Raw genomic sequence first — 13,687 nt, forward strand, 5'->3', positions numbered from 1 at the left:
TAATAAATGCTTGTGGCAGCACCACAAGGTTTTAAAATTGACTCGCAACTCGCAACTCGCAACTCGCAACTCGCAACTCGCAACTCGCAACTCGCAACTCGAGTTTATCGCATCGTTACAAACTCTTCTGAGCCCGTCGGGTGAATAGCCACAACAGCATCAAAGTCTGCTTTCGTTGCGCCCATCTTCATTGCAACAGCAAAGCCTTGGATCATTTCGTCAACGGCAAAACCAATACCGTGTAAGCCAACAACTTTTTCGTCGTCGCCAGCACAAACCAGCATCATGTTACAAGGTTGACGGTGTTGCGTTACTGCTGTGTACATAGCTGCGAAGGTTGAACGATATACTTTCACTTTATCGCTGCCATATTGATCAATCGCTTGTTGCTCTGTTAAACCAATTGTGCCGATTGGTGGATGGCTGAATACCACTGTAGGCACTAGCTCGTAATCCATTTTTAAATCATCAGGTAATTCTTTATTGAATAAACGCTCTGATAAAATACGACCCGCTTTAACGGCTACTGGCGTAAGTTCGATACCGTTTTCGATGATATCGCCAACTGCGTACACGTTTTCAGCAGTGGTGTTTTGGAATTCGTCTACTTTAACGTAACCACCTTCAGTGACTTCAACACCTGCCGCAGCAAGATTGATCTTGTCAGTTGTAGGTGTACGGCCAATAGCCCAAATAACTTCATCAACGTTTTGGCTGTGACCATTTTCAAAGTGAATTGTTAAGCTACCATCGCTTTCTTTAACTACTTCTTTAGGTGTGCAATCAGTGTGAAGAGTCGGACCTTCTTTCGCCATGATCTCGACAAGCGTATCAACAATGTATGGGTCAAAAGTACGAAGTGGTTTGTTTTTACGAACAAACAAGTGTGTTTCTGTACCAAGGCTATGAAGTACACCTGCGATTTCAACGGCAATGTAGCCTGCACCAACCACAGCAACACGCTTAGGCTGTGCGTCTAGTTCAAAGAAGCCGTTCGAATCAATGCCAAGCTCAGCGCCTGGGATGTTAGGAATAGTAGGGCGGCCACCAACAGCAACAAGAATATGGTCTGCCGTGTATATCTCACCATTTACTTCAACTGTTTTATTATCAACAAACTTAGCAAAGCCATTGATTACAGTTACACCATTGCTAGATAAGTACTTGTTGTAACCTTGGTGAATACGACCAATGTAAGCTTCGCGGCTTTCAACTAATTTAGCCCAGCTAAAACCTTTTAATTCAACATCAAAGCCGTAGTCAGGTGCATATGCGTTAATTGCTTCAGCAATTTGTGCGCCGTGCCACATTACTTTCTTTGGAACACAACCCACGTTTACACAGGTACCACCCATGTGTTTTGCTTCAATAAGAGCGACTTTTGCGCCACGCATTGCTGCACGGTTTGCAGAGGCAATACCGCCACTACCACCACCAATTGCAATGTAATCAAAATGCTGAGCCATAGTTTGTCCTCAAAAATAGATAATTCTTTATTAATTAATCGATTTAGTAATAAGTTGATAATAGCATAATAAAGACCAAGGTTAAGCCCCTTGTATTTCATCAATTCGCCCCAACTTCAAAATCATATTCGCATAAAATTTGAGAACGAAAATGACAATTGCAGAAAATAACCCACTCATTGGTTTAGAAGGGCTTCCGCCGTTTTCTAAAATTAAACCAGCACATGTAGTGCCAGCATTAAAAGCGGCGATTGCTGAGTGCCGTGCCAAAATAGATGAGGTACTGGCAACTAAATCATACACATGGAATGATTTGGTTCTTCCGCTTGAAGAAGCTGATGACAAGTTATCACGCTTATTTTCACCGGTATCACATATGAATTCTGTCGTTAATAACGACGAGCTACGTGAAGCCTATGAGCAATGTTTGCCATTGTTATCTGAGTATTCAACGTTTGTTGGTCAGCATCAAGGTTTGTACGATGCTTACAACGCACTTCACAGCAGTGACGAATTTAAAACTCTGACCATTGCCCAACAAAAAACCATTACTAATGCACTGCGTGATTTTGAGCTATCTGGTATCGCTTTAAAGCCTGAGCAACAAAAGCGTTATGGCGAAATTAGTGCGCGTTTATCTGAGTTGGCTTCTAAGTTTGGTAATAATGTGATGGATGCCACGCTTGCTTGGCAAAAGCACATTACTGATGAAAGCGAACTGGCTGGTTTACCTGAGTCTGCATTAGCCCTTGGTGCTGATACAGCTAAAAGCAAAGATCTAGATGGCTGGGTATTCACGCTAGATTTTCCATCTTACTTACCCATTATGACCTACGCAGATAACCGCGAGTTACGTGAAGAGTTTTACACTGCGTTTGTGACGCGTGCTTCTGATCAAGGCCCTAACGCCGGTGAATTTGATAACTCTGCCATTATGAGCGAAGAGCTTGCACTGCGTCACGAGCTTGCCGAGTTACTGGGCTTTAACAGCTACGCTGACATGTCATTGGCGACTAAAATGGCTGAAACGCCAGAGCAGGTTTTCTCATTCTTAGAAGATTTAGCCGACAAATCAAAACCGCAAGCTGAGCAAGAACTTGCTGAGTTAACTGCTTACGCAAAAGATAAGCACGGTGTGACAGAGCTTGCCGCGTGGGACTACGCTTATTACGGGGAAAAACTTAAGCAAGAAAAATACGCGATTTCTGATGAAGTATTGCGCCCATATTTCCCTGCAAATACGGTATTAAGTGGCTTATTCACCACAGTAAATCGCTTATTCGGTATTAACGTTAAAGAAGTCACAGGCTTTGATACGTACCACCCAGATGTACGCTTCTTCGAAATTTACGATAGCAGCAATACTTTACGTGGTCGCTTTTATCTCGATTTATACGCTCGTGATCGCAAACGCGGCGGCGCGTGGATGGATGACTGCATGGGTCGTAAAGTACGTGCTAACGGCGAATTACAAACCCCTGTTGCGTATTTAGTATGTAACTTTAATAAAGCAGTGGGTGATAAGCCAGCCTTGTTTACCCATAACGAAGTAACGACCTTATTCCATGAGTTTGGTCACGGTATTCATCATATGTTGACGCAAGTTGATGCAGCGCCGGTTGCAGGTATTAACGGTGTAGCATGGGATGCGGTTGAGTTGCCAAGTCAGTTCCTTGAAAACTGGTGTTACGAAGAAGAAGCCTTAAGCTTTATTTCGGGTCATTACGAAACAGGTGAACCGTTACCAAAAGAGTTATTAGATAAACTTCTTGCGGCGAAGAACTTCCAATCAGGTATGCAAATGCTGCGTCAGCTTGAGTTCTCGTTGTTTGATTTTACGATTCACCATACGTACAAAGCGGGTGAGCCATGTAATATTCAAGCAACACTAGATGAGGTGCGCAGTAAAACGGCCGTTGTTAAAGCTCCCGCGTTTAACCGTTTTCAGCATGGTTTTAGCCATATTTTTGCGGGGGGTTATAGCGCAGGTTACTACTCTTACAAGTGGGCTGAAGTACTCTCGGCGGATGCATTTTCTAAATTTGAAGAAGAAGGCATTTTTAACCCAGCAACGGGCGAAGCGTTCTTAAAGAACATTTTAGAAAAAGGGGGCAGTGAAGAGCCTATGGAGCTATTTAAAAAGTTCCGAGGACGCGAACCACAAGTTGATGCGCTACTTAGACATAGCGGCATTGCTGCATAATAATTTTTGTTGATCTAAAGCGCCGTAAGGCGCTTTTTTTATTAATATTTCTTCGCAAAATCACGCTCTCGTACTATCCTTCATAAAAAAGAGTTTATAGGAATTAAGCATGTCAAAACTTGTATTAGCCATTGATGATGATAAATATATCCATCATGTGATTGAGGAATCGCTATCAGGCTTTTGCACACTGATCCATGCTAAAAATGGCGACGAAGGATTAAGACAGGCGTTAAAGTACAATCCTGACATCATCTTACTTGATATCGAAATGCCGGGAAAAACAGGCTTTGAGGTATGTAACGAATTAAAAGCTAACCCGCAAACAAAAGATATTCCAGTGATGTTTTTATCGGGTAAGTCAGACCTACCAGACCGTGTAAAAGGCTATAACGCAGGTGCTGCTGATTACATTGTAAAACCATTTAATGCTGAAGAGCTGATGGCACGTATTCGCGTGTTGTATCAATATCGCCAGCACTCGAAAAAACTTAAAAGTGATGTTGAGCGAGCGCAAATTACTGCCGAAATCGCGATGACAGATTCAGGCGATATGGGACGCATCATGCGCTACGTAGGGCAAAGTTATCATGCTCACGATATCAAAGCGTTATCGGAACATATGTTTGAGTTTTTTAACCCGATGGAGCTCGATGTCGTGCTGGCGTTTTGGTATCAAGATGTTGGCGTATTTTGTAGTGCAGATGGCGGGGTGTGTCCACTTGAGCAAGAGCTACTCGAAAAACACCGAGATGCGAATCGCTTTGTTGATTTTAGCCATCGCACAATTATTAATTACCCTAAAGTATCGATGCTGGTTAAGAATATGCCATTAGATGATGCCCAGCTGTATGGTCGTTACAAAGATTTATTCCCGCATATTCTTGAGGTGACTAACGCCAAAGTACAAGACATGGAAAACAATGAGCGTGCGCTTACGCAGGCACAGCAAATTGGTAATGCGTTTAATGACTTGTCTGATCAAATGTATCTGAACAGCGATTCTCGCGAACACGCTGTTGAGAAGCTTGCCGCCCAACTCGATGAGCTAAATAAATCTATTGAACAAAGCGGTTTGGCGAGTAGCGACGAAGTTGCGTTTCACCTGCAGCAATTAAAACAAACGCAATTACTGTTTACCTCACTGAATGAAGACTTGGCGTTTATAAAGTATCAGTTAAAGCACATTATCGAATCGCGAAGCTCGCTTTTAGCAAGTTTACAAAAAATGGCAGAGCCGAGTGATACCGAAGATGTGACCTCACAAACGGATATCGAGCTATTTTAAGGCATGCTATACTGGCGGCGAATCAGATAGCTCGGAGTTTTGCGTGGTAATTCATTGTCCTTTTAAAGAAATGCGTCCTTATTTAGATGCGATTGAACAGCGTTTTGGTTTGGTCAAGTGGGCTGAGCAAAATGCAGGTTTTTCGCTTCATTATGACGATCAAGGTCTGAGCTTGAAGAAAAAGGACGAGCCAAAGCTTGGTGCTATCCATGTTGATTTTGTAACGGGTGCCGCAGCTCATCGACGTAAGTTTGGTGGTGGTAAAGGGCAGGCTATCGCAAAAGCGGTTGGTTTAAACAAAGGTGCCACGCCTGTGGTGCTAGATGCCACCGCAGGACTTGGCCGCGATGGCTTTGTACTGGCATCACTTGGCTGTAAAGTGATTTTGCATGAACGCCACCCAGTGGTTGCTGCGCTATTATTTGATGGCCTAGAACGCGCCTATAACGATGCAGAAATCGGCCCTTGGATGAAAGAAAACATGAGTTTAGTGTTTGGCTCTAGTCATACTCTACTGGCGCAATGTAACGAAGTGCCTGATGTTGTGTACTTAGATCCTATGTTTCCTCATCGTGAAAAATCAGCCCTTGTTAAAAAGGAAATGCGAGTATTCCAAGAACTCGTCGGTGCAGACAGCGATGCTGATGATTTATTAGAATTTGCTTATCCACTTGCCAGTAAGCGAGTCGTCGTGAAGCGCCCTGATTACGCCCCATTTCTAAATGACAAAACCCCGAGTATGCAAATCAAAACCAAAAAGAACCGCTTTGATGTATACGTAAAAGCTGCAATGGTCTGATACTAATCCGCAATATTAAGCGAATTGGTATTTATTTAACCCTTTTGGGTTAGTTGTTATCGCTTTTACCTGTTATTTTTTACGGTTTACATCAAATTGTCATAAAAGGTTAATATTCTACGCGCGTAACGTTACTTGGGAATATCGTTTATGCGCGTGTCATCATTTACTCGGCTATTGGCCGTTTTACTCACACTCGCCAGTATCTTACTGGCAGCCACCTTGTTCTGGGCTAGTCAAACCTTACTCGGCTTAGAGCAGCAAGATAACGCTTATAATAAGCTGAAAAACACCATCATTATTGATTTAAAAAGTTACCTTGATGATTATTTAGAGCAAGGTGACAGCCAACACTTAAATAAAGCCTCAACGCTGATTAGCGATGTTAAAAAGCAGCATTTAGCAGAGCTACCTGATGACCTTGCAGGTCAGCTAAATAGTCAGCTAACAGAGCTCGATAAAGACATTAATGGTAAGTATCGCGCTTTAGGTAAGCTATCGGGTAACGAAATGGCACTGCTCGATAACTCGTTAAGACAAATGGCAGGCTCGGCCTCATCGTTAATTGGTTATGCAAGCAAAGCAGAGCCGCAAACTGCGCTTGCTCTTGAGTATTATCGACTTGCTGCTGACTACTACAGCGAAGTGACATCACTTGCTTTGTATACTTACAAGTTGGTGATCAACTTTGATCAAGACACTAAAAATAGCCTCAATCAAAGTGTTGAAAACCTAAACGCTCTTGCTGCTAAAATCGATAGACTCGAAAACCTAGGTGTAATGAGCGAAGTGGATGAAGACGCCTTGTTTCTGGGTGAAGAAGCTGAAGATTTAGCGGGTGACATTAAAGCAGAGCTAAGTAGTTGGCCTAAACGCTTTCCACGTGATTTAGCATCGACCCTTGAACAAGCTGAGCTACGTCAAACCGGTATGCAGGCACTGCGCGAACAAATCGGTGCGCTTTCAGCAACGGTACTCGGTGCAGAGCAAAAACTAAAAGACGAACAAAGCCAACTTAAACAACAAGTATTTATCGTGTTTTGCGTGGCTATTGGCATGCTGGTGGTTTTAGCGGGTGGCGTTTACTTTGTTCAGCGTAACCAAGTGCTTAACCCACTGCGTCAGTTGCGCGATGGCTTTGCTTTCTTGATTGAAAGTAATGAGCTTAAAAATATCGAGAGTAAAAATCCGAAAACCGAAGTCGGTGAAATCGCCCATTACTTTAATCAATTGATTGAGCGCCAGCGAGGTGAGGCAGAAGAGCGAGCACAAATGCTTAAAGTTATTAATGACTTTATGCTAGAGATGAGCGAGCACTTACATACCATTGCTCAGCAAACGGATGCCAGCCACTCTCAGGTGGAACAAAACCAAGGCTTATTAAGTGATATTCAGCACATTGGTGAGCAGGTCAATAACATTAATGGTCAAGTGGCTGACAACGCCAAACAAACTTTTGGTGCGATGGAGCAAAGCCTAGGCTTTGCCGACAGCATGTTAACCGCAAGCTCTCGTACTGAAGAGCGCGTTGAGCAAGGTCTAGGTAGCTTAAAAGAGCTATTAAAAGGGGTTGATGATGTTGGCCAAGTCATTGAAGTAATCAAGAACATTGCTGAGCAAACAAACTTGCTGGCATTGAATGCGGCGATTGAGTCGGCACGTGCAGGTGAGCATGGTCGAGGCTTTGCAGTTGTCGCCGATGAAGTACGAAAACTTGCCAGACAAACACAAGGTTCGCTTGATGATATTAACAATCAGCTAAACCGATTAAGTGAAAACTCCACCATGGTATCGGAGCAAATTAGCGCACTGGCAAATGATGCCGAGCTACAAACACAAAATGCTCAAGAGCTTAAACGTAATTCAGAAGGCGTTGCCGATAACGCGCAAGATGCTAATAAAGTCGCGTTTGATGCTATGGAGCTTGCTAAACAGCAAAATGCCTTACTCGAAAACTTTAGCCAATCAATGCAGAGCATGAAAGGGCAGGTAAGTGAGTCAAACTCACTGGTTAGTGATATCCAGCATCGCCTACAAGAGCAAATGCACACCATTAAAACCAGCTTAGGTTTATAACTCTTCAAGGGCGAGCAATGGTTTGCATTGTTTGCCCTTAAATCATGCGGTATTCAATTTTTTGGGTATATACTCTGTACTCTTATTTTCTTTCAAGGAATTACAATGATCGAACAAGGCCAAAATTTACCTGCAGCAACCCTTAGTGAATTAACTAGCGAGGGCATGCAAACCCTATCAACAGAGGCATTATTTGCAGATAAAAAAGTAGTGTTATTTGCGGTGCCTGGTGCATTTACGCCAACCTGCTCAAACGCTCACTTACCTGAGTTTATTACGCTAGCCGATAAAATTACCGCTAAAGGCGTTGATGCAATTTACTGTGTATCGGTGAACGATGCATTTGTAATGAAAGCATGGGGTGAAGCTCATAACGCAGAGCATATTCGTATGTTAGCTGATGGTGATGCAAGCTTTACTAAAGCACTTGGTTTAGATAAAGACACCGCTGGTTTTGGTGGCGTACGTTCAAAGCGTTATGCGATGATCGTTGAAAACCAAACGGTAACAGGGCTGTTTGTTGAACAAGACAAAGAGTTTGTAGTAAGCCGCGCTGAAGCTGTTCTTGAAAAGCTTTAATATCAATTCGCTATTTGATATTAGTACAAAAAAGCCGGACGTAAGTCCGGCTGAAAAGTCCCAGGGGGATACTGGGGAGATCAACTATTAAGGTTGATACTGTGCATCCAATGTTACACCAGAGAAAGTACGGTAAGCATTTAAGCTTAAGTGCCACGTACCTGCTTGTGGATTACTGAATGTACATGTTTCTGCGTTACCGTTTTTGTACGGACGACAGTCATAGCTAGATGACGTTGGTTGGCTACCAAACTTAACGAATAAGTCAGCATCACCCGAACCACCAGACGTCGTAACAGTGAAGCTTGCCATACCTGCTGGTACTTCTAGCGTGTAGTGTTTCCACTGACCAGCACTTGCAGAGATATCAGTCACAGTGCCGCCACCTGCTTGTGGTGAACCTGAGCCTGAACCACCGCCAGACACTGTTAAATCACCCACTAGGCTAACACCTGAGTATGCAGAGTAACCATTCAGCATTACATGGTAAGTACCTGCTGTTGGGTTATCGATAGAACATACTTCGTTGTTACCACCTTTATACGGACGACAATCATAGGTTGACGTTGTAGGTGCGCTACCTGCACGAACGTAAAGGTCAGCATCACCTGTACCGCCACTCATTGTGAAGGTTACGTTAGTTGCACCTGTTGGCACTTCCATTGTGTAGAAAGTTTGGCTGCTAGCAGAGCCACTTAAACCTGTTAGTGCTTGGCCATCTTCTAACACATTGCCTGTTGGTGGTGGTGTTGTGCCTGATGCTGCTGCCACAGCGGCTGCTGCATCAACAATACCTGTACCACAGCTTGTACATGTTGCAGGGAAAGAACGAGTTGTTGATTTTAAGATGCTTTCGATTTCATCTGGCGTTGCAGATGGTTTAGCTTGCTTGATTAGCGCTGCTACACCCGCAACATGTGGTGCTGCCATCGACGTACCTTGCGAGTAGTGATATGAATCGCTGCTTGGGCTTGTAGAGCCTGAGTTGTGTGTTGATAACACACCTTCAGAGTCATTCGCAAAGCTTTGTGCGCCACCCGGTGCTGCAACGTCAATGTTGCTACCGTAGTTTGAGTAATAAGCACGACCACCGTTACGACCAACAGATGCAACGTTTACAACACCATTACAGTTACCTGGGTTGTAGTTTGCAGAGTTATCGTTATCGTTACCCGCAGCGATTACGATCACAGTGCCGTTGTTACGTGCTTGGTTGATAGCGCTTTGTGTTGTAGAGCTACATGAACCGCTACCACCTAAACTCATGTTGATAACATCTGCAGGGTTAGCATTTGCTGGTACGCCAGAAACCGAACCACCTGAAGCCCAGATAATACCGTCAGCGATATCAGAAGTTAAACCACCACATTTACCAAGTACACGTACAGGAACTACTTTCGCATCGTAAGCAACACCGGCAACACCTTCACCGTTGTTAGTCACTGCCGCAACAGTACCCGCAACGTGCGTACCGTGCCAGCTTGAATCTTGCGCACCATGTGTGTAACCACATTCGTTAGCGCTGATTGCATCACCCGGATCGCGAGCATCGCTATCACGACCACCCCCATCGTTAGCTACAGACACGTTAGAGATCATGTCATAGCCAGGAAGAATGTTGGCATTTAAATCAATATGTGGGCGGTAACCTGTATCAAGTACCGCAACAACCACACCGCTACCCGTTGCTGTATCCCACGCAGTAGGAAGGTTAAGACCACCCGCTTGCTCGTAGTAGTGCCATTGGTCGTCATAACGAGGGTCGTTAGGCGTTGCAAATGGCTTTAACATTTGGTCGATTTCGATGTATTCAACGTTACCTGTTGCAACCATCTCTTGCATGAATTCTTGTGCTTCTTCAGCAGAAAGTTTTTTATCAGCACGCATTACGTGGTGATTATTCATCGCCATTGCACGAACGTATTGTGCTTTTACTTTACCTTTTTTGCTGGTGAAGTTTTTAACAAAGCCTTTTGCTTTTTTACTCATCATAGTCGGCGTTTGTTCTGCTGCCGACATTGTCATCATTTCATCACTGTTGTTTTTATACTTGATGATGAATTGTGTACCAAAGCCTTCTTGGCCTTGTAATTTCGCCGCAGTTTCCTGCATAGATGGTGACATTAGTTGGTTTGGAGTAGCCATTGCTGCCGTCGTCCCAAACAACGCAGTCAAGCTCAGTGCAATTGCGCACTTCTTCAAGTTGTTGTTAGTTGTCATAATGATCCCTAGATTGTTATGTAAATCTCCACGATATTTTTCGCGAAGGGGGACAAAGGTAAAATAAATGTAAATTTAGTTAAAATATCGTTTTATTATGGTTGTCTCTATTTTGGTTATAACTAAATGTATAGACGTCTAAACTAGTCTTTTAATGGTGTTTTTCTACGCATTTCTCATAATAAAGTTATAATTTTACGGTTTTGAGTTTTTACTTTATTTCGTTTTTTGGTTTTATCTTTTTTGTAAAAACACCTCAGTGTTAACACAGCAGCGACAATAACTTGTTATAATCAGCTAAATTTTTTTAGTGAGTATGAGTAATGACCCAAGTAGATGTAATTGTGATTGGCGCCGGTGCCGCAGGTTTGATGTGTGCTGCACAAGCAGGCTACCGTGGTCGCAATGTTACTGTGCTTGATATGGGCAAAAAGCCGGGCCGTAAAATATTAATCAGCGGCGGCGGGCGTTGTAACTTCACCAATGAAAACGCAAGCCCAGACAACTACTTGTGTGGTAATCCTCACTTTGTAAAATCGTGTTTAAGTCGTTATACCCAGCATGACTTTATAGAGCTGGTGGACCGTCACGGCTTGGCCTATCACCATAAAACGCTGGGCCAGTTATTTTGTGATAACAGCGCACAAGATATCGTCGACATTCTTTTAACTGAGTGTGAGTGGGCGGGTGTTAACATAGCGCTGCGTAACGAAGTACTCAGCGTGACAAAAACCGATGCGGGCTATGAAGTTATTACTGAGCAAGACAGCTATCAATGTGAGTCGTTAGTTGTCGCATCGGGCGGATTAACCATGCCTAAGCTCGGTGCATCACCAATTGGTTATAAAATTGCAGAGCAATTTGGTTTAACAGTGCTACCAACCATGGCGGCATTAGTGCCATTTACGTTACACCAGCATGATAAAGATCGCTTTGATGGGTTATCGGGGATCAGCATTCCTTGTCTGGTTACCAGTGAAGATGGCACCCAGTTTAAAGAAAACATCTTGTTTACTCATCGCGGCCTTTCGGGCCCAGCTATTTTACAAATCAGCTCTTTTTGGCGTGCAGGGCAAACTGTGTACATCAACTTGTTACCCGAGCTCGATTTAAAACAGCAGCTTGAGCAGTGGCGTCAAAGCCAAGGGCAAAAGTCACTGAAAAATACCCTAGCGACCATTTTACCAAAGCGTTTTGTTGAAATGCTGCACGATACTAAAGCGATCCCTGATTGTAATGTAAACCAGCTAAGCCATGCGCAAATCGACGTGTTACATGACTACATTCACAATTGGCAAATTAAGCCAAACGGCACAGAGGGTTACAGAACAGCCGAAGTCACGCTTGGCGGTGTAGACACCGACGAGTTAAGCTCAAAAACCTTCGAAGCGAAAAAGTCACCGGGCCTCTATTTCATCGGCGAAGTCACCGACGTCACCGGTTGGCTAGGCGGCTACAACTTCCAATACGCCTGGAGCTGCGGCTTTGCAGCAGGGCAGTATTGTTGAGTTACTAGTTACTAGTTACTAGTTGCGAGTTGCAAGGGGAAAGGTGTTAGTGATTAGGGCATAGGAACTAGGTTCTAGGGTAGCACTTGCTTGTAGGTCGTGCTTCAGCGCGTGGCTGTTATTAATGGAGTAATAGATGAATAAAGTATATAAATTTTATCCAGAATATGAAGATGAATTTATTACTCCGGTTGATATCTCTGAAACGAGTTTATTATTTTCGACGGCTCTATCAGTTCAAAATCCATTACCATGTGGGAAGGTATTACAGGTTGAGCTTCAAGGACGAAGAGGCTTTTCGCAAAACTCCTTCTATTGGCTTCATCCTCAATGTTTAGTTTGTGACCTAGTTGCATATAATAAATTAAACGATTTATTGAGTGGTTGCGGGTTTTGGTCGGAATTAATGCTAGATGGTGAAGCTCTATATTTGTTTTCTGTGACAAAAGAAATCAATGTACTAAATGAAGATGATTCTGACTTTGTAGAGCTGAATGGTTTCAAACTCGATATTAAGCGTTATAGCTTCAAATACTTTAATGAGTCTGAAAATCCTATTTTTCTAATAACTAATATGAAAGGTCACTATCCATTAATGTCAGGCTATTTAGTAAAAAAAATAAAAGAGTTTGAAATATCTGGGCTTAAATTTAAGTTACTTTAATTTATTTTTTTTATTCGGTTATTATTCTATGAACAGCTTTAAAGCTTACTTATTTTTTTGTTTTCTACTGGTGATTACATGTCATACGCATGCTGATGATGTTAGTTGGCAGTGGCCATCAGATTTGGAAAAAGCGATATTGAAAGCAGATACCTCAGTGCAAAATATAGAGCTTGGTTCTTACTGGGATACACGTTATAGGGCTGCTGTATTTTCAGTTGCAAACTTAATATCAATCGGTTGGTCTAGTCGAGGGTTTAATCCAGAAATATACAATACGGTTTTGAATGATATTTGGAATAATACTAGTCAAAAGCACTTGCTAAATGACAACTTAATTCGCTTATCTTCTTTAACGTGGAGGTTAAACCTTAAGAATAGATGCTTTGATGCTAACGTGAATAAAAGCCGTGCTCGTAAGTACATCATTAAAATGATTAACTCGGATGAGAATGTTTTAAAGGATTCTGCAATCAGTGGGCTCGGGTTATTAGGCGAACGTGAAGATGTTGATATGTTGATTGAGCTATTGATTAACAATCAAAATACCTTTGTCGGCTCTTCTGCATTCAGTTCTCTTTTGCTTGTTGAAGGTGATTACGCGCTAGAAATGCTTAGGACTAATATACAAAAAGTCTCCAATGATTCTCTAAAGCAGCAGATTAAGGAAGAGCTTAGCTTCATACGAGTCAGTGATGATAAGTGCGCTGAATAAAATCTATCGCATTCATAAAAAGTCAAACTATGCTGGTAGCACCTAGCACCTAGCACCTAGCACCTAGCACCTAGCACCTAGCACCTAGCACCTAGCACCTAGCACCTAAACTAGACAACTATAAGGTTACCCATTTATTTTTCATGCATATGATAGGTGATAAGTAGTT

General features: G+C 42.9%; 10 protein-coding genes. 8 read left to right on the plus strand and 2 right to left on the minus strand.

Going from position 1 to position 13,687, the window contains the following annotated elements; all coding sequences use genetic code 11:
* Nucleotides 1-104: 104 nt before the first annotated feature.
* Complete coding sequence (gene gorA / locus CWC28_RS19640) at nucleotides 105-1,466, minus strand: glutathione-disulfide reductase (protein WP_063699872.1); 1,362 nt, start codon at nucleotides 1,464-1,466, stop codon at nucleotides 105-107.
* A gap of 151 nt (nucleotides 1,467-1,617) precedes the next feature.
* Here gorA and prlC point away from each other — a divergent pair, with 151 nt between their 5' ends.
* The 5 genes from prlC to CWC28_RS19665 all read left to right on the plus strand — a co-directional run bounded on the left by prlC (nucleotide 1,618) and on the right by CWC28_RS19665 (nucleotide 8,411).
* On the plus strand, nucleotides 1,618-3,669 hold the full coding sequence (gene prlC / locus CWC28_RS19645; RefSeq protein ID WP_138625634.1) for an oligopeptidase A: 2,052 nt from the start codon (nucleotides 1,618-1,620) through the stop codon (nucleotides 3,667-3,669).
* Between the two features lie 109 nt (nucleotides 3,670-3,778).
* A complete protein-coding gene (locus tag CWC28_RS19650) occupies nucleotides 3,779-4,957 on the plus strand; it encodes a response regulator (RefSeq protein WP_063699869.1) in 1,179 nt (392 codons plus the stop codon).
* 43 nt (nucleotides 4,958-5,000) lie between these two features.
* Entirely contained in the window at nucleotides 5,001-5,756 is a 756-nt protein-coding gene (locus tag CWC28_RS19655; RefSeq protein ID WP_063699868.1) for a class I SAM-dependent methyltransferase, read from the plus strand.
* Between the two features lie 150 nt (nucleotides 5,757-5,906).
* Nucleotides 5,907-7,832, plus strand: coding sequence for a methyl-accepting chemotaxis protein (locus tag CWC28_RS19660; RefSeq protein ID WP_063699867.1), 1,926 nt, complete (start codon nucleotides 5,907-5,909; stop codon nucleotides 7,830-7,832).
* Between the two features lie 105 nt (nucleotides 7,833-7,937).
* A complete protein-coding gene (locus CWC28_RS19665; protein WP_063699866.1) occupies nucleotides 7,938-8,411 on the plus strand; it encodes a peroxiredoxin in 474 nt (157 codons plus the stop codon).
* 87 nt (nucleotides 8,412-8,498) lie between these two features.
* Here CWC28_RS19665 and CWC28_RS19670 read toward each other — a convergent pair whose 3' ends face one another.
* Nucleotides 8,499-10,631 carry a S8 family peptidase gene (locus tag CWC28_RS19670; protein WP_138625635.1) on the minus strand — a complete coding sequence of 711 codons (2,133 nt, stop codon included), beginning with the start codon at nucleotides 10,629-10,631 and terminating at the stop codon, nucleotides 8,499-8,501.
* A 323-nt stretch (nucleotides 10,632-10,954) separates the two neighbouring features.
* On the opposite strand from CWC28_RS19670, the gene CWC28_RS19675 reads away from it, so the two are divergent.
* The 3 genes from CWC28_RS19675 (at nucleotide 10,955) to CWC28_RS19685 (ending at nucleotide 13,518) form a co-directional block, all read left to right on the plus strand.
* Nucleotides 10,955-12,139 (plus strand): BaiN/RdsA family NAD(P)/FAD-dependent oxidoreductase, encoded by a 1,185-nt coding sequence (locus CWC28_RS19675; RefSeq protein ID WP_058583815.1) that lies wholly within the window; start codon nucleotides 10,955-10,957, stop codon nucleotides 12,137-12,139.
* 136 nt (nucleotides 12,140-12,275) lie between these two features.
* Entirely contained in the window at nucleotides 12,276-12,803 is a 528-nt protein-coding gene (locus tag CWC28_RS19680) for a hypothetical protein (RefSeq protein ID WP_138625636.1), read from the plus strand.
* Nucleotides 12,804-12,831: 28 nt separating this feature from the next.
* Complete coding sequence (locus tag CWC28_RS19685; protein ID WP_138625637.1) at nucleotides 12,832-13,518, plus strand: HEAT repeat domain-containing protein; 687 nt, start codon at nucleotides 12,832-12,834, stop codon at nucleotides 13,516-13,518.
* Nucleotides 13,519-13,687: the final 169 nt, after the last annotated feature.

Source organism: Pseudoalteromonas sp. S4492 (assembly GCF_005886115.1).
Classification (GTDB): Bacteria; Pseudomonadota; Gammaproteobacteria; order Enterobacterales; family Alteromonadaceae; genus Pseudoalteromonas; species Pseudoalteromonas gelatinilytica.

Excerpts from the sequence above, each read along its gene's own strand:
- prlC (WP_138625634.1), top strand. The coding sequence starts at position 1,618 with ATGACAATTGCAGAAAATAACCCACTCATTGGTTTAGAAGGGCTTCCG.
- CWC28_RS19650 (WP_063699869.1), top strand. The coding sequence starts at position 3,779 with ATGTCAAAACTTGTATTAGCCATTGATGATGATAAATATATCCATCAT.
- gorA (WP_063699872.1), bottom strand. The coding sequence starts at position 1,466 with ATGGCTCAGCATTTTGATTACATTGCAATTGGTGGTGGTAGTGGCGGT.
- CWC28_RS19670 (WP_138625635.1), bottom strand. The coding sequence starts at position 10,631 with ATGACAACTAACAACAACTTGAAGAAGTGCGCAATTGCACTGAGCTTG.
- CWC28_RS19680 (WP_138625636.1), top strand. The coding sequence starts at position 12,276 with ATGAATAAAGTATATAAATTTTATCCAGAATATGAAGATGAATTTATT.
- CWC28_RS19660 (WP_063699867.1), top strand. The coding sequence starts at position 5,907 with ATGCGCGTGTCATCATTTACTCGGCTATTGGCCGTTTTACTCACACTC.
- CWC28_RS19675 (WP_058583815.1), top strand. The coding sequence starts at position 10,955 with ATGACCCAAGTAGATGTAATTGTGATTGGCGCCGGTGCCGCAGGTTTG.
- CWC28_RS19685 (WP_138625637.1), top strand. The coding sequence starts at position 12,832 with ATGAACAGCTTTAAAGCTTACTTATTTTTTTGTTTTCTACTGGTGATT.
- CWC28_RS19665 (WP_063699866.1), top strand. The coding sequence starts at position 7,938 with ATGATCGAACAAGGCCAAAATTTACCTGCAGCAACCCTTAGTGAATTA.